This window comes from Streptomyces sp. NPDC055189 (genome assembly GCF_053606765.1).
In genome coordinates this window covers 16,175-35,632 of the sequence record NZ_JBSGSG010000094.1, presented here as the reverse complement: position 1 = coordinate 35,632, position 19,458 = coordinate 16,175, and the positions used below count along the sequence as shown (strand labels likewise).

16 protein-coding genes are annotated in these 19,458 nt (G+C 69.9%); 11 read left to right on the top strand and 5 right to left on the bottom strand.

The window, feature by feature from the left end; translation table 11 throughout:
- Window positions 1–45: 45 nt before the first annotated feature.
- Window positions 46–3,102: a family 16 glycoside hydrolase gene (locus ACWFR3_RS39615; protein ID WP_453739552.1), complete on the bottom strand. Its 3,057-nt coding sequence runs from the start codon at window positions 3,100–3,102 to the stop codon at window positions 46–48.
- 726 nt (window positions 3,103–3,828) lie between these two features.
- Between ACWFR3_RS39615 and ACWFR3_RS39610 the strand changes: the two genes are divergently transcribed.
- Window positions 3,829–4,020, top strand: a complete 192-nt coding sequence (locus ACWFR3_RS39610; RefSeq protein ID WP_453739551.1) for a CsbD family protein — start codon at window positions 3,829–3,831, stop codon at window positions 4,018–4,020.
- 200 nt (window positions 4,021–4,220) lie between these two features.
- Here ACWFR3_RS39610 and ACWFR3_RS39605 read toward each other — a convergent pair whose 3' ends face one another.
- Window positions 4,221–4,487: a WhiB family transcriptional regulator gene (locus tag ACWFR3_RS39605; protein WP_453739550.1), complete on the bottom strand. Its 267-nt coding sequence runs from the start codon at window positions 4,485–4,487 to the stop codon at window positions 4,221–4,223.
- A gap of 365 nt (window positions 4,488–4,852) precedes the next feature.
- Here ACWFR3_RS39605 and ACWFR3_RS39600 point away from each other — a divergent pair, with 365 nt between their 5' ends.
- The 4 genes from ACWFR3_RS39600 to ACWFR3_RS39585 all read left to right on the top strand — a co-directional run bounded on the left by ACWFR3_RS39600 (window position 4,853) and on the right by ACWFR3_RS39585 (window position 8,421).
- A complete protein-coding gene (locus ACWFR3_RS39600; protein ID WP_453739549.1) occupies window positions 4,853–6,037 on the top strand; it encodes a zinc-dependent alcohol dehydrogenase in 1,185 nt (394 codons plus the stop codon).
- A gap of 71 nt (window positions 6,038–6,108) precedes the next feature.
- Window positions 6,109–7,089, top strand: a complete 981-nt coding sequence (locus ACWFR3_RS39595; RefSeq protein WP_453739548.1) for an SDR family NAD(P)-dependent oxidoreductase — start codon at window positions 6,109–6,111, stop codon at window positions 7,087–7,089.
- 46 nt (window positions 7,090–7,135) lie between these two features.
- On the top strand, window positions 7,136–7,888 hold the full coding sequence (locus ACWFR3_RS39590; RefSeq protein ID WP_453739547.1) for a helix-turn-helix transcriptional regulator: 753 nt from the start codon (window positions 7,136–7,138) through the stop codon (window positions 7,886–7,888).
- 32 nt (window positions 7,889–7,920) lie between these two features.
- Window positions 7,921–8,421 carry a DUF3291 domain-containing protein gene (locus ACWFR3_RS39585; RefSeq protein ID WP_453739546.1) on the top strand — a complete coding sequence of 167 codons (501 nt, stop codon included), beginning with the start codon at window positions 7,921–7,923 and terminating at the stop codon, window positions 8,419–8,421.
- A gap of 31 nt (window positions 8,422–8,452) precedes the next feature.
- Here the strand turns inward: ACWFR3_RS39585 and ACWFR3_RS39580 are convergent, their stop codons facing one another.
- The gene (locus tag ACWFR3_RS39580; RefSeq protein WP_453739545.1) at window positions 8,453–9,796 is read right to left on the bottom strand and encodes a hypothetical protein; all 1,344 of its coding nucleotides are present in this window, start codon (window positions 9,794–9,796) and stop codon (window positions 8,453–8,455) included.
- 618 nt (window positions 9,797–10,414) lie between these two features.
- On the opposite strand from ACWFR3_RS39580, the gene ACWFR3_RS39575 reads away from it, so the two are divergent.
- On the top strand, window positions 10,415–11,671 hold the full coding sequence (locus ACWFR3_RS39575; protein ID WP_453739544.1) for a glycosyltransferase: 1,257 nt from the start codon (window positions 10,415–10,417) through the stop codon (window positions 11,669–11,671).
- Between the two features lie 6 nt (window positions 11,672–11,677).
- Here ACWFR3_RS39575 and gyrB read toward each other — a convergent pair whose 3' ends face one another.
- Window positions 11,678–13,711 (bottom strand): DNA topoisomerase (ATP-hydrolyzing) subunit B, encoded by a 2,034-nt coding sequence (gene gyrB / locus ACWFR3_RS39570; protein WP_453739543.1) that lies wholly within the window; start codon window positions 13,709–13,711, stop codon window positions 11,678–11,680.
- 354 nt (window positions 13,712–14,065) lie between these two features.
- On the opposite strand from gyrB, the gene ACWFR3_RS39565 reads away from it, so the two are divergent.
- Window positions 14,066–14,218 carry a hypothetical protein gene (locus ACWFR3_RS39565; protein ID WP_453739542.1) on the top strand — a complete coding sequence of 51 codons (153 nt, stop codon included), beginning with the start codon at window positions 14,066–14,068 and terminating at the stop codon, window positions 14,216–14,218.
- Window positions 14,215–14,976 (top strand): enoyl-CoA hydratase, encoded by a 762-nt coding sequence (locus tag ACWFR3_RS39560; RefSeq protein WP_453739541.1) that lies wholly within the window; start codon window positions 14,215–14,217, stop codon window positions 14,974–14,976. Before ACWFR3_RS39565 ends, ACWFR3_RS39560 begins: the two co-directional genes overlap by 4 nt.
- Window positions 14,977–15,042: 66 nt before the next feature.
- Here ACWFR3_RS39560 and ACWFR3_RS39555 read toward each other — a convergent pair whose 3' ends face one another.
- Window positions 15,043–16,344, bottom strand: coding sequence for an oxygenase MpaB family protein (locus ACWFR3_RS39555; protein WP_453739540.1), 1,302 nt, complete (start codon window positions 16,342–16,344; stop codon window positions 15,043–15,045).
- A gap of 140 nt (window positions 16,345–16,484) precedes the next feature.
- On the opposite strand from ACWFR3_RS39555, the gene ACWFR3_RS39550 reads away from it, so the two are divergent.
- The 3 genes from ACWFR3_RS39550 (at window position 16,485) to ACWFR3_RS39540 (ending at window position 19,443) form a co-directional block, all read left to right on the top strand.
- Window positions 16,485–17,048 carry a TetR/AcrR family transcriptional regulator gene (locus ACWFR3_RS39550; protein WP_453739539.1) on the top strand — a complete coding sequence of 188 codons (564 nt, stop codon included), beginning with the start codon at window positions 16,485–16,487 and terminating at the stop codon, window positions 17,046–17,048.
- A gap of 112 nt (window positions 17,049–17,160) precedes the next feature.
- Window positions 17,161–18,000 carry an IclR family transcriptional regulator gene (locus ACWFR3_RS39545; protein ID WP_453739538.1) on the top strand — a complete coding sequence of 280 codons (840 nt, stop codon included), beginning with the start codon at window positions 17,161–17,163 and terminating at the stop codon, window positions 17,998–18,000.
- Between the two features lie 375 nt (window positions 18,001–18,375).
- Window positions 18,376–19,443: a Rieske 2Fe-2S domain-containing protein gene (locus ACWFR3_RS39540; protein WP_453739537.1), complete on the top strand. Its 1,068-nt coding sequence runs from the start codon at window positions 18,376–18,378 to the stop codon at window positions 19,441–19,443.
- The last annotated feature ends 15 nt before the right edge of the window (window positions 19,444–19,458 follow it).

Genomic DNA, 19,458 nt, shown 5'->3' with positions numbered 1-19,458 from the left:
GCCCGGGGAGCGCGGGGTGAGATCAGCCGGGTCAGTCCGCTGCGATCAGTCCACGGGCTCGATCCACACATTGCGGAAGCGGACCTTGTTGCCGTGGTCCTGCAGCCGGATGGCACCGGCCGCCGCGGACTCGGGATCGCCCGCTCCGGTCTGGCCGTCGACGGCCACGTTGTCGTGGACCTTCTTGCCGTTCCACACGACGGTGATCCTGGCGTCCGCGGTCTTCTTGCCGTCCGCGTCGAAGCGGGCGGCGCGGAAGGTGATGTCGTAGGTCTGCCAGGTCTCCGGCGCGGTCGAGGCGTTCACGTCCGCGGCCTTCTTGGTGTAGATGGCGCCGGCCTCGTTGTTCGCGAGCTTCTCCACGCCGAAGGAGTCCAGGATCTGCACCTCGTAGCGCTCCTGGAGATAGATCCCGCTGTTGCCGCGATCCTGCCCGGTGACATCGTCGGGCAGCTTGGGCACCCGGAATTCGGCGTGCAGCTTGAAGTCGCCGAAGGCCTGCTTGGTGCGGATGTCCCCGCAGCACACCTCGATGGACTTGTCGGCCGTGTGCGGCCACTTCACGCTGCGGCCGTCGGTGTGCTGCCAGGCGGTGGAGGTGCTGCCGCCGGAGAACAGGTCGATACGGGTGTCCGGCCGGCGCACCTCGATCATGTCGAGGTTGATGTGACCGGTGTCCTCGGGCCGGTAGGAGTAGGAGATGGTGTTGCGGCCCTTGCGCAGGGCCAGCTTCTCGGTCTTGGTCGACCAGCGCTTCCATGTCTCGGTCGAGGGCAGGCTGGTCTGGCGCGCCGTCCCGCCGTTCACGCTGACCCCAAGGGTCTTGGTGCCGGCGGAGGGGTTGGGCCCGTTGGAATAGCGCAGGCCCACCGCGTAGGTGCCCTTGGCCGGGGCCTGGACGTCGAAGGTGGCCGTGGCGCCCGGGTCCTTGAAGCTGTCCACGAAGCCGGCGCCGGTGAACCCGGCGTGCTCGGTGTCGATGTCCGCGCCGCCCGAAAGGCGCGCCGACTCGGCGTCATAAGTGGTGACCGGCTCGTCGTGGCCCGGACGCGCGTTGAGGGTGTACCAGGCTTCGGTGGACCACAGTTGCTCGTCGTCGGCCGAGGAGAAGGGGCGCGGTGAGCGTACGTGCACCACCCGGTCGGCCTTGAGGCCGGGGATGGTCAGCTCGACGGTGCGGCGGTCCTTGGAGATACGGGCACCGGTGACCGGCAGGACCTCCTCGTCGATCTTGGGGCCGCCGTAGGCGGGGGTGGGGGCGTAGCGCCACTGCTCGACGGAGTAGGCGCCGCTGGTCAGCTTCTCGACGGTCTTGTCCGACAGCGGCTTGGTGTAGGTCAGTTTGAAGCCGTCATCGGTGGCGCGCATCGTCTTGATGTCGAAGGCGGTCTTGCCGTTGGGGGTGAGCTTTTGCAGACCGAAGCGGAGCTTGCCTTCCTGTCCCCAGTTGCCGTCCGCGCCGAGACCGCCGGTGTAGATCGCCCCGTCGGGTCCGGTGGAGATGCGGCTGATGCCGGCCTCCAGGCCCTGGGTATGGCGGAACACCGCGCCCTGGTACTCGCCGTTGACCTTCTCCAGGTCGGCGCGCTGGAGCCCGCCGTAGGTGACGTCACCGAACATCAACTGCCCGGCGAAGGTGCCCTTCTGCACGGTCATGGGGGTGCTGGGGGAGTTGGCTATCTCGTTCTGCGGCAGCCACAGCACCGGCTTGGTGACCCTGTTGTCGTCGAAGGGGCCTTCGGGGTTGGTGTAGTGGTTGAAGAAGCGGTCCTGCTTGACGTGCACCAGTTTCGAGGCGGGCAGCCAGCCGCCCTGGTTGTCGGTGACGAACAGTTCGTTGTCCGGGCCGCGGCCGATGCCGTTGGGGGTGCGCAGCCCGCCGGCCAGGTAACTGACCTTTCCGCTGGCCTTGTTCACCTTGATGGTGGTGCCGCGGTTCGCGGCGGGCTGCGGATCGGTGGTCGCGCCGCCGTAGTTGATGGCGACGGACAGGTTCAGATAGAAGTTGCCCTTCTCGTAAAGCAGCCCGAACGCGAACTCGTGGAAGTTCCCTCCGTACGGCCACTCGGCGATCTTCCGGATCTCGCCGGCATCGTTGTCGCCGTCGAGGTCGGCGAGCTCGGTCAGCTGGTGCTTCTCCGAGACATACAGCTTGCCGTCCACGTACTTGATGCCCATCGGCTCCTTGAGCCCGTCGGCGATCTTCTTGTACGTGACCTTGTCCGGGCCGGTGTCGCCGGTGACGTTGTCCAGGACGTACACCTGGCCCTTGGTCTCCTGGCTGCCGCCCCAGGTGGTCACCGCGAGGCGGCCGTCGGGCAGCCAGTCCATCGCGGACACCTGCGGCTCGAATCCCTTGGGCCGCAGGTCGGTGAGGTCGTAGCCGGGGTTGACCGATTTCAGCGGCAGGCCGTCGCCGGGGGTGTCGTAGGTGCCCTCGCACTCCTTGCGGCCCGGCGCGGTCACCCGTACGACATCGGCGTCCGTGCTGAGCACGGAGTTGGGCACCAGGGTGAAGGCGTCGGCGCCCGGCGGCTTCCACTGCAGGGTGACCTGCTGGTCATTGCCGCGGTCGAAGTGGTCGATGCGCAGGGGGTGGTAGCCAGGGTCGAGCGTGATCTCGCCGTCCTTGGGCTCGGCGCCGTGCAGCCCGTCGTGGTCGATGACCTGCTTGTCGCCGATGAACAGACGTGAGCCGTCGTCGCTGATCAGACGGAAGGTGTACGCGCCGTTCGAGGGGACGTTGATGTTGCCGATGATCTGCGAGACGAAGTTGTCGGTGAACCCGAAGCCCTCGGTGGAGGACCAGTCGATGGTGGGGATCAGCTTGTCGACGTTGGGGGTCTGGGCGGGCTTGAGGTCGCAGAGCTTGCTCAGCGGGGTCTGGACGTCGAACACTCGCAGGGTGACGCCGGGCTCCTGCGGCGGCAGGTCGGCGAAGGGCTTGTCGGCGGCGCCGGCGGCCGGCGCGGTGAGCCCGGCGGCGAGCAGAAGTCCGAGGAGGATCCCGGTGGTTCTGCCGGCTCTGCCGGTTCTGCGCGGTCTCAGACGCGTGCGGCGGCGGATGCGGTGTGGGGGCGTGGGGTGCTCGTGTGGCGTCACTCTGTCTCCTGCTGGGCGCTGCGAGGCGGCCCGGGCCGCCTCGGCCCGTGTCCGCGGAGTGGAGTTCATGCACATACCGGTGGTGCGGGCTGCGGCTTTTGGCCGCGCGTTGCGCAGACTTCCGTACGAGAGCGACGCCTAGCGTACGAAGCAAGCCTCACATCGTCCATACTTTGTCCTCAACGAGGAGAAACTGGCGTTGAGTTGGTGTACCGGAAGCCGGGCGGCATTCCGGCCGGGCGAGGGTTGATACCGGCACATCGTGGAACTCGCAGGAGTAAGCGAAGAGCGATGGACGCTCGCACGAGCGGCGGATGAAGGAGGCTGGAATCGTCATGGTGGGACGCACCGGAACGATGGAACGGGGTCAGGCGGGGAGCAGCCGGTCGGCCACGACGTCGGGCCGGAGGACGGCAGGCACCATACGGACCTGCATCCCGGCGCGAATCCGCCCGGGTGACCGGGGGCCCGGCGAAGCCGGGACGGCATCCGACTGGAACGTGGTGCGCGGCGAGGACTGATCGCCTCCCCGCGCCCGCCGCTTGTCTCCGGCCACGATCTGACCGGGCCACGATCTGACCCGAAGAGCGATCCCGCCCTGCGGTGACCGTGGGTCACCGCAGAACAGGCGCCGCCCGCACGGCCCGCCTACGTTGAAGGCTCGGGGCCTCGTGCCAGGTGGGAGCCGGGCAGGGGCCCGGCGGACTGCCGGATCGAGGAGCGGGCATGGCTGACACGGGCGGTACGGACAAGATGAAGGGCACGGCCGATGAGATGGCCGGCAAGGCCGTGGGTGACCGCGGCCGGCACGCCGTGGGCAAGACGGAGCAGACCGGGGGCGAGCCCGGGAAGGTCATGGGCGAGGCGCGCGACCGCGCCGGACGGTCCCGCGCATCTCTGCGGCGTCGTTCCGGTTGACCAGCTCCTGCGGCGGTCCGCCCGGTGGTGCGTACGGACCCGCTGCCGCGTACGGATGCGTCACGTACGCAGGCCCGCCGTTCTGCGTCCTCCCGCGGGCCAGGAGCCGCCCCGCCTCGCGACGGTGCCGCCGAGCCCGTCGAGCTGCACCCCGGGAGGGGCGGCAACTCGACCTGACCTGCCGCACACGCGGCCCGGGATCAGTTTCTGGCCAGGGTCTTGCGGGCCTGGGCCCTCTTGACCCTGCGCCGCCGCCTCGATCGCTCGTCCTCGCCCAGTCCGCCCCACACGCCTGCGACCTGTCCGGTCTCCAGCGCCCAGTTGCGGCACCGCTCGATGACCGGGCAGCGATGGCACACCCGCTTCGCGGCCATCAGGTCCTCCTCCGCGGGGCCCGACGTGCCGACCGGAAAGAACAGCTCGGGATCTTCATCAGCACAGGCGGCTCGCTGCCACCACAACTCCATGACGCCTCCTCGCGTCGTCGGATTCCATCGCGCCGCGAGATCTGCCCCGCGCCGCCGGATGTCTGCCGTGACCACGCACTCTTTGCTGTGTCCACGCCGAACTTCAGCGCGGGTTCCCGGGCGCCGCCCCGTGAAACAGAAGGTCTCAGGACCCGCACACGCACCGCACGCATCGCACGCGCAGCGGAAGATCCCGGCGCCGAAGGAGTCAATTCCACCTCGCCGGGCACCCGGCGGCCGGTGGCACAAGCCGCAGCAGCACAAGCCACAGAAGAGGGACCAACAGCCACCGCCGACCGCACCTGTCCCGTCGCTCCGGCGGAGACAGGCGAGGCGGAGCACACCGCGAGCAGGAGGCACCCCCCATGCGAGCACTGACCTGGCAAGGCAAGCGGGACGTCCGCGTAGAGACCGTCCCCGACCCGGTGATCAAATCGCCGACCGACGTCATCGTGCGCGTGACGTCCACCGGCGTCTGCGGATCCGACCTGCACCTGTACGAAGTGCTCGGGCCCTACCTCGACCCCGGCGACATCCTCGGCCACGAGCCGATGGGCATCGTGGAGGAGGTCGGCTCCGCGGTCACCGCCCTGTCGGCCGGTGACCGCGTGGTCGTTCCGTTCAACGTGTCCTGCGGCGACTGCTACATGTGCGACCGGGGCCTGCACTCGCAGTGCGAGACCACCCAGGTCAAGGAGCGCGGCACCGGCGCCTCGCTGTTCGGCTACACCAAGCTTTACGGTCAGGTCCCCGGCGGCCAGGCCGAACTGCTGCGCGTCCCCTTCGGCAACACCCTGCCCATCAAGGTGCCCGATGGACCGCCGGACGACCGGTTCGTCTTCCTCTCCGATGTCCTGCCCACGGCCTGGCAGGCAGTGGAGTACGCCGACATCCCGCCCGGTGGCACGGTGACCGTCCTGGGCCTCGGTCCGATCGGCGCCATGGCCGCACGCATCGCCCTGCACCGCGGCGCAAGCCTCGTGGTGGGCGTGGACCTCGTACCGGAACGCCTCAGCCGCGCCCACGCCGACGGCGTCAAGGCCTTCGACCTGCGCCGCTACGGCAAGGACATCGGCGAGGCGATCCGTGACCTGACGGACGGGCGCGGCACCGACGCGGTCATCGACGCGGTGGGCATGGAGGCCCACGGCGCGCCGCTGGCCAAGGCCGCCCAGTGGGGCGTGGGACTGCTGCCCGACGCCGTGGCCGAGAAGCTGATGGGACGCTTCGGCATCGACCGCCTCGACGCGCTCTACGCGGCCATCGACATCGTCCGGCGCGGCGGCACGATCTCCGTCTCCGGCGTGTACGGCGGCGCGGTCGACCCGATGCCGCTGCTGACCATGTTCGACAAGCAGATCCAGATGCGCATGGGACAGGCCAATGTGCACCGCTGGGTGAGCGACATCCTGCCGCTCCTCACCGACGCGGACCCGCTGGGCGTCGACGCCTTCGCCACCCACCACCTGCCGCTGGAGGACGGTCCGAAGGTCTACCAGATGTTCCAGGACAAGGAAGACGGCATGATCAAGACACTGCTCAAGCCCTGAGCCCGCGGGCCCGAACACGTGGTGCCGCCGCCGCGGCGGCGCGGCACGTGAGAAAGGAGCGCCAGGCGCTCATGGCACAGACCACAGAAAAGCCCCTGTCCGGGCAGAGTGCGGTCGTCACCGGAGGATCGCGGGGCCTCGGCCTGCTCCTGGCCGACCGGCTCGCCGCCCGCGGCGCCACGGTGACCATCGCGGCGCGTGACGCCGGTGAACTCGCCTCGGCCCAGCAGAAGCTGCTCCACCGGCACCCCGGCACCGCCGTCCACACCGCGGTCTGCGACGTCCGTGACCAGGAGGCGGTCCACGCCCTGTTCCGCGCGGCCCACGACACCTGCGGCGGCCCCGACCTGGTCATCGCCAACGCGGGCATCATCCAGGTCGCACCGGTGGAAGCCATCGGTGCCAAGGAGTTCAGGGACGCCATCGACACCATGTACATGGGAGCCGTGCACACCTGCCTGGAGGCCCTTCCGTACCTCAAGGAGAGCGAGCACGGCGGCCGCCTCGGCGTGATCTCCTCCGTGGGCGGCCTGATGGGCGTGCCGCATCTGCTGCCTTATGCCGGTGCCAAGGCGGCAGCAGGTGTCCTTGCGGAGGGGCTGCACGCCGAAGCCGCCGCCGGTGGCGTCAGCGTCACCGCGGTCTATCCCGGCCTGATGCGCACCGGCTCGCATCTGCAGGCCGAGTTCGGCGGCTCGCGCAGCAAGGAGTTCGGCTGGTTCTCCGCGGCGGCCGGCGCGCCCCTGGTCTCGATGAACGCCCAGCGCGCCGCGGAACGCATCGTCAAGGCCGTGGCCGGGCGCCGCACCCGGCTGGTCCTGACGCCGCTGGCGCGGGCCGCCGATCTGGCGCACGGGGTGGCGCCCGCGCTGACGACACGCCTCAACGGCGTGGTGGCGCGTCTGCTGCCGCAGGCGCCGCCGGGACGTCCGCGCCGTCGCCGCGGCGCCGAGGTCGATCCGCCCGATGGGGCGGTGAGCGGCCGGTTCCAGTCGTGGGGCAGCGCCTTGAACGAGCGGTCCGCCGACGCCTACAACCAGCGCGAATCCTGACCCCCGGCTTTCTATCTCCAACCCGCGTTGTTCCTAGAATGGCGGGGTGGAAGACATCGACGCGATCGCGGTGCTGCAGGATCCGGTGCGGCGCCGCCTGTACGAGTACGTGGCGGCCCGGGGCCGTGAAGTGGGCCGCAACGAAGCCGCCGAGGCGGCCGGGGTGGCGCGCAACCTCGCCGCACACCACCTGGACAAGCTGGTGGACGCCGGGTTGCTGGAGAGCGGAAGCCGCCGCCTGACGGGCCGCTCCGGGCCGGGGGCCGGCCGCCCCGCCAAGGTGTACACACGGGCGCGGACCGAGCGGTCGGTGTCGCTGCCCGCCCGCGACTACCGCACCGTCGCCGAACTGCTCGCCGAGGCTGCCGAAGAAGCCGGTCTCGATGCCGGGCTGTTCGCGGCCGCGCGCCGCCGGGGCGAGACGCTGCGCGGAGCGGAAGCACCCTGCGGCGGGCTCGATGAGGCCCTGGAGATGCTGGCCGCCCGCGGCTACGAACCGCACCTGGAAGGCGCCGCCGAGGGCGTCGGGGGCGTGCGGCCCACCGAAGACGACGACGCGGGCACGGATGCGGGCGCAGCCGCGGCGGTGCGGGCGACCGGGACGGCAGCCCCGGTCGTCCGCATGCGCAACTGCCCTTTCCACGCGGTGTCCGAGCGCTTCCCGCCGCTGGTCTGCGGCATGAATCTCGCGCTGCTGGAGGGGCTGATCGGCGCGGACGGTCCGGTCCGCGCCCGCATGGACGCCCGGCCGGGGGAGTGCTGCGTGGTGCTCGAAGCTTCTAAAAACAATGACCATTGACATAGAAAAGCGGGGCGTGCTGGGATGAGGCCATGACCTCATCCGCGCATGGCGCGCACCTCGCCGAGCTCAACATCGCCACGCTCCTCCATCCCCTCGACGACCCGCGCATCGCACCGTTCGTCGAACTGCTCGACCCGGTCAACGCCTCCGCCGACGGCGCACCCGGCTTCGTGTGGCGGCTCGTGGAGGAGGGGGCGGCCGACGCCACGGCCCTGCGCCCGGCGGGCCAGGACGTCATCGTCAACCTGTCGGTGTGGGAAACCCAGGAGGCGCTGTGGGACTTCACCTACCGCAGCGGCCACCTGGAGGTGATGCGCCGGCGACGCGACTGGTTCGAACGGCACGTCACGGCGCACCTGGTGCTCTGGTGGGTCCCCGCCGGCCACCTCCCCACGGTCGGCGAGGCTTTGGAGCGGCTGGCGGACCTGCAGACCCACGGGCCCTCCCCGCGCGCCTTCACCTTCGCCTCCTCCTATACCGCGGCCGAGGCCGCCGCGCACCTTGAGGCCGGGGATGCGGCAGCGGTGTAGGAACAGGCAGCGTTCTCAACGCAGTTGACGGTCAGCGCAGCCGGCGCAGGAAGACATCGGCCGCGGCGTTGTTGTCGCCGGCCACGAGGTTTCCGGCGGGGGAGTCGAACACCACCGCACCGCCGCCCTCGCTGACACCGGTCCGCGGCCCGGGCTCGGTGTCCTCGGCCACCGGCTCGCTCTCCCCGCTGATCAGGCTCACCTCCCCGCTCTCCATGTCCCGCAGGAAGACATCCGCGCTGCTGTCGCCGTCCGCGTCAGGGGCGAGGTTGGAGGCGACGGAGGTGAACACCGCATAGCGGCCGTCCCCGCTCAGCGACACATCGTCGCTGTCCCCGTTGGCCGGTGTGCCGTCCGGGGCGGCGCTGACCAACCGCATGCGCTTGGCCTCGCGGTCGTAGAGAAAGACGTTGTGCGCACTGGTCGGCACCGGTCCCTCGGGGCGCAGCACCCGGGAGGACGAAGTGAAGGCCGCATAGCGGGCGTCACCGCTGAGAACGGCGTCCCAGGAGGGGGTCTTGCGGTTGTAGGCCTGCGGAATGCTGATGAGTTCCGTGGTGCCCTTCTCCCGGTCGCGCAGGAAGATGTCCGTCGCGGAGGAGTGGTCCTCCACCCCGGCCAGATTGCCGGCGTTGGAGGTGAAGGCCAGATACCGCCCGCCCGAGCCGCCCGCGAACGCGGGAGCGAAGGCGTCCCCCTGCCCCTGCCGGCCCGCATTGTCGAGCTGGGCAAGCTCGGTGGTCTTCTTCTTGCGGTCATAGAGGAAGACATCGTCCCGCTCGTTGGCATCGCCCGCCACGAGGTCCTCGGCGCCCGACGCGTACGCCACGTAGCGGCCGTCGCCGCTGACCACGGGGTCGTACGTCAGCTGGCTGCGCAGCCCGTCGTAGGACGCGCCCGTCGCGCTGATCCGCTGGGTCCTGCCGGTGTCCCGGTCGTGCAGGAAGACGTCGTCGAGGTCGTTGGGATCACCGTTGACGAGATCGTCGGCGGTGGAGGTGAAGACCACGTACCGCCCGTCCGGACTGATCGAGACCTCCCGTACGACACCATGGCTCGCCTTCCCGTTGCTTCTGACGCTGACGCGCTCCGTCCTGCCCGTGCGCAGATCGCGGACGAAGGCGTCGGGCGTGCCATTGGTGTCGCTCGCGACGAGGTTGCGGGAAGCCGATACGAACGCGACGTAGCGCCCGTCCGCGCTGATGGCGGGACTCGTCGAAGCGGCATTGCCCTCGGCACCCTCCGGACCGACGCTCACCCGCTCGGTGCGCGGCACGGCGGGATCGGCGGACGCGCCCGCGGGGGACAGCACGGTCACGGCGCAAAGAGCGGCGAGTACGGCGCTGGCGGCCGCCACGCGCTGATGAACGGTCATCGTCGGTTCCTCCTGTGTCGACAGCGATCTCCGTGTGCCGTCCGGGCATGCTCGGGAAGAGGGAGGGCGCGCCGATGCGTGCCGCTCCCCGCGCTGTCGTGCACTGCCGTGCGCTGTCCCCCCGTGGGCCCGGCCCCGGCCGCGGCGAGCGGGCCGGCCGCAGAGGGCCACGCGCTCGCGCCGGAACCCCCGGCCATCAGCCATGTCGGCGATCGGTCACGACCAGGTGCACCGTAGGCGAGCGAACACCGCGGGACCCCGGGGGTCAATGTGTCGCGCGCCCTCCGCGGTGCGGATGCGCCGGTTGCATCAGTGGCGCCGGGCGCTTCGGCGGACTTTTGTGCCGTACTCGCGCGGAATGGGCAACCATCGACGCTGTTCCGAGGCGGCCCGAGACGTGGCGGAGCTCTCGCGGTCCGGCGTTACGGGACAGGCCTGACGCCGCGTGCCGATTCCTCAACTTCCCTCATGCGCAGTGGATGCGCCACACCTTGAAAGCTCGCAACCTTCGGTCACTCCTGTCGTTGGAATGGCGAATGGCTCCGATTCGGTACTGCTGATGCATCGGGGTCACGGCGAATCCGCATTGTTGACTCCGGCTACTGGAGCTACGGCACCTTGCACATCTCATTCCTCATCCATAATTCCTTCGGATTCGGCGGCACGATCCGTACCACGATCAATCTCGCCAACGCCCTTGCCGAGCAACATGATGTGGAGATCGTGTCGGTCTACCGGCACCGAGATGCTCCGGTCTTCCCTCTTCATCCTCTGATCCGGCTGCGGCACCTGGTGGATTTGCGCAAGGGCACGCAGGGATACGAGGGTGACCTGCCCGAAGCCAGAAGACCTGCTGCCGTCTTTCCCCGGCACGAAACGCAGTACCCGCACTACAGCAGGCTGACCGACCAGCGGATCGCGCAGCATCTGAACAGCCTGACCAGTGACGTCGTCGTGGGTACGCGGCCGGGCCTGAACGCGCACATCTGCCTGCAGGCCAAACGGGGGCCGCTGCGCGTCGGGCAGGAACACCTGACGTTCGACAATCACTCGCGACCTCTGCGCCTTACGCTGCGCCGGCTGTACCCGCAGCTGGACATGCTGACGACCACGACTTCGGCTGATGCGGACACTTATCGCAAGCGCATGACGCTTCCGGGCGTACGCGTCGAGGCATTTCCCAATCCCGTCCCGGCGCCGCAGAACGCCCCACCGGGCGTCAGGGACAAAGCGGTGGTCGCCGCGGGAAGACTCGTCCCGACCAAACGCTACGACCTTCTCATCCGGGCATTCGCCACGGTCCGCGCCGTGCGTCCTGACTGGGACCTGCGTATTTACGGCCCCGGTGTCGCGGGAGGCCACGGGACGAAACTCCAGCGGCTCATCGAGGAACTGGGCATGGAAGGCCACGTTTTCCTCAAGGGCGCAATTGCTCCCCTGGAGCCCGAGTGGCTCAAAGCGGGGCTGGCCGCGAGCGCCTCCGATCACGAGTCCTTCGGCATGACCATCGTTGAAGCCATGCGGTGCGGCGTGCCCGTCGTCTCCACCGACTGTCCACTGGGGCCGAGAGAAATCATCGCCGATGGAGTGGACGGGTGCCTCGTGCCGATGGGTGATGAGGAGGCCCTCGCCCGAAAACTGCTGGAACTCATCAACGGGGACGAGCTCCGTCACCGTATGGCTGAGGCGGCACTTCAGTCCTCCGCGCGATATGAGCCGGCGCTCATCGCGGACCGCTTCGCCGACACCTGTGCACAACTGACGAGCCGGCATGGATCCGGCCGGTCCCTCAGAACGGTCCTGCACCAGACCCGGGGCTCAGTGATCGGCGCGGCCTACGTCGTCAAAGACACGGTGAAAAGGAAACTCAACTGACCGGGGTCAGATGTCGAGGAAGCGGACGTCCTTGGCGTTGCGCTGGATGAAGTGGCGGCGGGCTTCGACGTCTTCGCCCATCAGGACGGAGAAGAGGTCGTCGGCGACGGCCGCGTCCTCGAGTGTGACCTGTCCCAGGACCCGGTGGCCGGGGTCCATGGTGGTGACGCGCAGTTCTTCGGCGTTCATCTCGCCCAGGCCCTTGAAGCGCTGGACGGAGTCGTCCTTGGTCCGGCGGCCGTCCTGCCGGCCGCGTTCCAGGAGCAGGGTGCGTTCGCGGTCGGAGTAGGCGTATTCGACGTGGTCCCGGCTCCACTTGATTTTGTACAGCGGGGGGCGGGAGAGATGGACGTGGCCCTCCTCGATCAGGGGGCGCATGAAGCGGAACAGGAAGGTCAGCAGCAGGGTGTTGATGTGCTGGCCGTCGACGTCGGCGTCCGCCATCAGGATGATCTTGTGGTAGCGGAGCTTGGCGATGTCGAAGTCCTCGTGCACGCCCGTCCCGAACGCGGAGATGATGGCCTGGATCTCCTGGTTGTGCAGGATTTTGTCGATCCGGGCCTTCTCCACGTTGAGGATCTTGCCGCGGATCGGGAGGATCGCCTGGTACTGCGGGTTGCGGCCGGACTTGGCCGAACCGCCGGCGGAGTCTCCTTCCACGATGAAGATCTCCGACATGGCGGGGTCGTTCGACTGGCAGTCGGACAACTTGCCCGGCAGCGCCGCCGTTTCCAGCAGGCCCTTGCGGCGGGTCAGGTCGCGCGCCTTGCGGGCCGCGACCCGGGCCGTGGCCGCCTGGATGGCCTTGCGCACGATGTCGGCGACCTCGTGCGGGTTGCGGTCGAACCAGTCGCTCAGGTGCTCGTGGACGACCTTGTGCACGAAGGTCTTCGCCTCGGTGTTGCCCAGTTTGGTCTTGGTCTGGCCCTCGAACTGCGGCTCGCCGAGCTTGACCGAGATGATCGCGGTCAGGCCCTCGCGGATGTCCTCGCCGGAGAGGTTGGCGTCCTTGTCCCGCAGCAGCTTCTTCTCCCGCGCGTAGCGGTTGACCACGGTGGTCAGTGCCGTGCGGAAGCCCTCCTCGTGGGTGCCGCCCTCATGGGTGTGGATGGCGTTGGCGTAGGAGTACACGCTGTCGGTGTACTGGCCGTTCCACTGCAGCGCGACCTCGACCGACAGCAGTCGTCCGGTGTCCGCGGCGGCGAGGGTGATGACCGAGGGGTGGACCGGCTCGCCCTTGCGGGCATTGAGGTAGGCGACGAAGTCGGTGATGCCGCCGTCGTAGCGGTAGGAGGCCGTCTTGGCTGCCGGGTCCGGGCCGGCCTCGTCGGCCGCGGCGGTCGCGCGTGCGGAGGACCGTTCGTCGGCCAGGGTCAGGGTGAGCCCTCGGTTGAGGAAGGCCATCTCCTGGAAACGCCTGGCCAGCGTCTCGAAGGAGTAGTTGGTGGTCTCGAAGATGTCGCCGTCCGCCCAGAACGTCAGGGAGGTGCCCGTCCGGGAGGTGGCCTCGTGGCGGGCCGGCGGGGCGGTGGGGGCGCCGCTCCGGTAGTCCTGCGTCCAGCGGTGGCCGTCGGTCCAGATCTGCGCCGACAGCCGGGTCGACAGGGCGTTGACCACCGACAGGCCCACCCCGTGCAGGCCGCCGGAGACCGCATACCCGCCGCCCCCGAACTTCCCGCCCGCGTGCAGGACGGTCAGCACCACCTCGACGGCCGGTCGCTTCTCCGCCGGGTGCAGGCCCACCGGGATGCCGCGGCCGTTGTCGACCACCCGCACCCCGCCGTCGGCCAGGATCGTCACGTCGATCCGGTCGGCCACCCCCGCAAGCGCCTCGTCCACGGAGTTGTCCACGAGTTCCTGCACGAGGTGGTGCAGGCCCTGCTCTCCCGTGGAGCCGATGTACATCGCGGGCCGCTTGCGGACGGCGTCCAGGCCGTCCAGAACAGTGATCGCGTTGGCGTCGTACGCCGCCGCCCCCACCTGCCCCGGCTGCTGAGATCCGGGAGTTTCGGTGGCGATGCGCGTGTCGTAAGTGCTCACAGATGCTCTCTTTCGGGCATGGCGGACCGCGCTCTCGCACCGTGTGGTGGGAGAGCGGCCGGACAGCAGGCGGAGACGGGGCACGGCAGCGCAAACAGGGCCCCGGAGGCTCGCGAACCTCGGGACCGGTGACTGCCGGGACGCTGGCCAGATTACCGGAGGTGGCCCTCATTGAAGGGGCGAGAGGCCCTCCATGTGCCGCTGTGAGCCTCTTGCTTGGCTGGAGTCGATCCCCCCTGCATCGACTCCTCGAAAATGCGGCAACGGGCCGCCAGGTGGCCTTATTGGTGCCAGGCCGCGTGGAGCTCCAGGCGCTATTTCCGGCGTACCCTCCGCCAGCCGCCAGCCGTCGGGATGGCGCCACCTACCCTGGACGTGCTGACCGCGTTCCCCGCCCAGCACGAGACAGCCAAATTCAACCTGCGGGTGTTCGAACTGCCCGAGAGACCGGAGATCATGTCGAGCCTCCCCATGTCCCCGTCCGCCGCCCCCGGCGGCACCGCATGAGCGGCCTGCTGCGGGTGGAGCGCGAGCAGGGCACCGCCACCCTCACGCTCGACGACCCCGACCGCCGCAACATCCTCTCCGGCCTGCTCGTCGGCGAACTGCTCTCCGCCTTCGACGAGTTGGAGGACGACCCGGCCGTCACCTCAGTCGTGATCACCGGGGCGGGCACGGCCTTCTGCGCCGGAGCCGACCTCACGGACCTCACGGCCGCGGCCGAGGGCGACTCCTCGGGCGTCGAGACCGTCTACGAGTCCTTCCTGCGGGTGGCCCGCTCTCCGCTGCCCACCATCGCCGCCGTCAACGGCCCGGCGGTCGGCGCCGGCCTCAACCTCGCGCTGGCCTGCGACGTACGGGTGGCCGCCGAATCGGCCCGGTTCGACACGCGCTTCCTCAAGCTCGGCCTGCACCCGGGCGGCGGCCACACCTGGATGCTGCACCGTCTGGTCGGCCCGCAGACGGCCGCCGCCATGGTGCTCTTCGGCGAACGCCTGGACGGCGCGGCGGCCGCGTCCGCAGGCTTGGCCCACCGGTGCGTCCCCGACGCGGACTTGCTCCCGGCGGCCCACGCCCTCGCCGCCGCAGCGGGCACCGTCGAACCGGAACTCCTGCGCCGGACCAAACAAACGCTGCGGCGCGCGGGCGACGGACGGGGCCACGACCAGGTGGTGGAGGAGGAGACGCGGGAGCAGCTGTGGTCGCTCGCCCTGCCCGGCACCGCACAGCGCCTGCGCGGGCTCCGGAAGAAACCCGAGAGCTGAAGTCCGCCTCGCACCCGGGGGTGGCGTGGGTGACGAGCAGTCATCCTGCGACCAGGACCGCAGGCGTCAGCTGGGGGAGCGACGAGGTGCCCTGACCTGAAGGGTCGCGAGGCCCGGGGCCTGTTCGCCGAAGTGGCGCCCCAGATGGCGTCGGACGAAACGATCGCCGCTGCGCAGCAGGTAGGCGCGGCCCGCGGTGGTGCGTCCGAGGATCTGGTAGCGCACGAGGTTGGCAGCCACCAGGGGCGGAACGGCCCAGGGCCAGGCCGGGGGCAGTTTGAGGTCCCGCATGCCCTGGCGGCCGAGGAAGTAGCGCAGCATGCTCAGCAGCCGCGCTCGTGCGTAGGTGCGGCGCACGCGGGAGAAGCGGGCGAAGTGCAGGGCGCCCTGGGTCTCCACCAGGGCGTTGGCCAGGGGCGGACCGGCGGGACCGCCATAGCTCTGGGTGAGCAGCAAGTGGTAGTTCAGGCGGTGTTGGAGAAGCTCGCGGTCGCAGAGCCAGTCCTCGTCGACGCCCATCAGATGGCCGACGTACTTCCACAGGTGCATGAGCGCACGGGATTCGCCGCGGGTGACGCGCACCCCGAGCAGCCGCACTCCCAGCAGCTGGACGGCGTTGAACAGGCCCAGAGTGGCCGCGAGATCGGACTGGTTGACCGGCAGCCCCCCGCGGCCGGTGTCCCAGTCACCGCTCTGCTCGAGCTGGTGGTTGACCAGGGCGTGCATGAGCCGTACGTGCAGCGTGAGTTGGAAGCCCTGGCCGTGGCGGCGCATCGCGTCATGGCCGGCGACCGCGGTCGCCCACTGCTGGGTCTCGGCGATCCTGCGCAGGGCGGAGCCTCCGGTAAGGCCGCCGGTCTCGACCAGCACCCGCGGCGGCCCGTCGAAGCGGTAGGAGCCGATCAGCGCCAACTGCGTCATGACGTCAGCCGCGTTGCGGCCGAATCGGCGGGCCACCCGGCCGCCCTCGTTGACCAGGTCGAAGTCCACCCAGTCCGGCACCGGATCGACCGCCGCGAAGAAGTCGCGCAGTGCCCTGGAAGGGTTCGCCACCGCATCGATCCCCTCGGCCAGCGCATGGCGGAACTGCCGCATCGTCACCTTGCCCGGGTGCGCCGCGTCGGTGATCCGCAGTGCGCTCGCCAGCGCCGCCCCGACCTCGTCGCGCGCCGTCAACCGCTCCCCGATGGTCGCCAACAGGCGCTGATCCACGCGGCCTTGGCCCGCAAGCAGGATCCGCAGCGGCCTGCCCCGCCGGCGGTTGAGGCGCTCCGTCTCGCGGAAACGCCGGGGACAGACGGTCGAGACCGCCTTGGTGCTGCTTGCCCCGGCAGAGGTATCACGCTGGTGCGACTCGTGTGCGACCATGACTCGATGCTGACCGCTCCTCGTACTCGCGTTCAATTCGCGTTCTGACACCCATGTCAACGCCCCGCCGGAACACGCGGAGTGCCACGACCTCTCGCGTTTCCCCGCGCAGAACACCCCGCCAGGACCGGTCGCGGGCGATGGTGGAGCGCATCCTCGACGCCGCCCGGCACGTCCTGGCCGAGCACGGCTACGAAGGCGCGTCGACCAGCCGCATCGCGGCAACAGCAGAGATCAGCCTCGGTTCGCTCTACCAGTACTTTCCGCACAAGGACGCCATCGTCTCGGCGGTACTGGAACGCTACAGCGACACACTGGTCTCCCGCGTCACCGCCCGGATGACCGATCAGTTCGACCAGCCCGCGCCCGTGATCATCCAAGCCACGCTCGCCGCGCTCGTCGACGGGCTCGACGTGGAGCCGCCCTTCCTGCGCGTGGCGGTCGAGCACGGCCCCCGGCTCGACGACGGCCGGGCGCTGCGGGCCTTCGAGCAGCGCATCGGTGAGCTGGTTCTCGCCTATCTGATGACACAGCGTCAGAATCTGCGCCCGGACACCCCTCTCGACACGGCGGTGTGGATGCTGGTGCGCACCGTCGAGCACCTCACCGTGCGCTACCTGCTCGACCGGCCGCCCATCCCCAGGGAACAGTTCCTCAAGGAGCTCACCCGGCTCGCTCTCAGTTACCTCAGGCCGACCCCCTGACGTACCCCTAGACGGGACCGGCGGCCCGGAGCAGCCGACGTCTCGACGTGACCGCAACCTTCTTGCACACTGGCCGCCACAGCTTTGGACACATTCACCCGGTGAGGGCGCTTTGGCAGACTCGCTCGCACACGAGCCGCGGAAGGCCGGCGAGAGGTTGTCACCGGCGGCTGACGGCGGAGGCGCCCCGAAGTCCCGACGCCGCGGCTCCGCGTCGGGCACCGGGCCCGTCCTGGGACGCGCCCTGCAGATCCTCGGCGCGTTCAGCGCGAAGTGCCCGGAGATGACGCTGAGCGAGCTGTCGCGGCGCTCCGGCCTTCCGGTGTCAACCGTGCACCGGATGCTCGGCGAACTCCTCACCTGGGGAGCCCTGGAACGCGGGGACAACGGGCGCTACCGCGTCGGGTTGCGCCTGTGGGAAGTCGCCTCCCTCGCGCCGCGCGGACAGGGCCTGCGCGAGAGTGCCCTGCCGTTCCTGGAGGACCTCTCCCACGTCACCCGCGAGAACGTGCAGCTTGCGGTGCGCGAGGGCACGGAGGTCGTCTTCGTCGAGCGCATCGCGGGGTCCGGCGCAGTGCCCGTACTGACGCGGGTGGGCGGGCGTTTCGCCCTCACGGCCACCGGTGTGGGCCTGGTGCTGCTGGCGCACGCCCCGGCCGAGGTACAGCAGCAGGCGCTCGCGGGCCCCCTCGAACGGTTCACGCCGGACACCGTCACCGATCCGGGCGTGCTGCGGCGCATGCTGGCCGAGGTGCGGACCAATGGCTACGCGATCAGCGACCGCCAGGTCACGATGGACGCCGTGTCGGTCGCCGCACCGGTGTACCGCGGCAGCACGGTGATCGCCTCGGTGTCCCTGGTGGTCCGGCACGGCACCGCCTCCGCGCACAGCCTCGCCCACCTCGTCCGCACGAGCGCCCGGGCGATCTCCCGCGCCATGACCACGCCGTAGCTCTGCGATCCGCACCGCGCCAACGCCGCGCCTGGGTCCTGCGCGATGCCGACTGCGCCCTGCGCCCTGCGCCCCGCGCCCTGTGCGGACGGGACTTGACGGGCCGGAGACAGATGTTTCCCGGCATCCGGAAAGCCCCCTGGTGACCCGGGGGCGCCGAGCCCACGATGGAGCGCACCGGTCGACGTCCCCGATGCGATCCGCCGGGGCCGCACCTGCCTGACGGGCTCTCACGGCCGCCGGTGACCACCCGCTCCGCGCGCCACCCGCACCAAGCCGCTGCCCACGGGCGGCGCAGGCACTCGCGCCCATCCCGTCAGCCGCACGCGCACGCGAACGCACACGCCGCACCGCTCCTCCCCGAAGGGACAGATCATGACTGCTTTCGTACGCAATCAGTGGTACGTCGCTGCCTACGGCCGCGAGGTCGGGCGCGAGCTGCTCGGCCGCACCGTGCTGGGCGAGCCGATCCTGCTGTACCGCACGCAGGACGGCAGGGCGGTGGCCATGTCCGAGCGCTGTGTGCACCGCCGCTTCCCGCTGTCGCAGGCGCCGACCCGGCTGGACGGAGACCGGGTGGTGTGCGGCTACCACGGCTTCACCTACGACACCGACGGCGGCTGCGTCTTCGTACCCGGCCAGCAGCGCAGCCCGCGCACGGCGCGCCTGAAAACGTACCCGGTGATCGAGCAGGACTCCTTCGTCTGGGTATGGATCGGCGACCGCGAACCCGGTCACACCCCGCCGCCCCGCGCCCCGTGGATGGACTCGCCGCAGTACACCGTGGTGTCGGGCATGGAGCCGATCGACGCCGACTACGGCCTGCTCGTCGACAACCTCATGGACCTGTCGCACGAGACGTATCTGCACGGCGGTTACATCGGCACACCGGAGGTGGCCGCGACGCCCATCACCACCGAGGTCGACGACACGGCCGGCATCGTGCACGTCAGCCGCCACATGGACGACGCGGAATGTCCGCCGTTCTACGCCAAGTCCACGGGCATCGCGGGCCGCATCAGCCGCTGGCAGGACATCGAATACCACGCACCATGTCTCTATCTGCTGCACTCGCGCATCGCGCCCGCCGGCGCCCCCGGGCCGAACCCGGACGGCAGCGACCCGTACGCCTTCCACGTGGAGGTCGTCTACGCCATCACCCCGTCGACGGAGAAGACCACGTACGACTTCTGGGCAGTGGCCCGCGACTTCGCCATCGAAGACCAGGACGTGTCCACTTTCCTGCACGGCAACAACCACACGGTGGTCATGCAGGACGTCGTGGCCCTCAACGTGCTGCAGAAGTCCCTGGACACCGAGCAGGCCGGCTATCAGGAACTGAGCATCAACATCGACACGGGCGGGCTCGCCGCCCGCCGCATCCTCGCTCGCCTGGCCCGGGAGGAAACCGCGGCGCGGGACGGCCGGGTGGTGGCACCGTGAATCCGCTGCACCCGG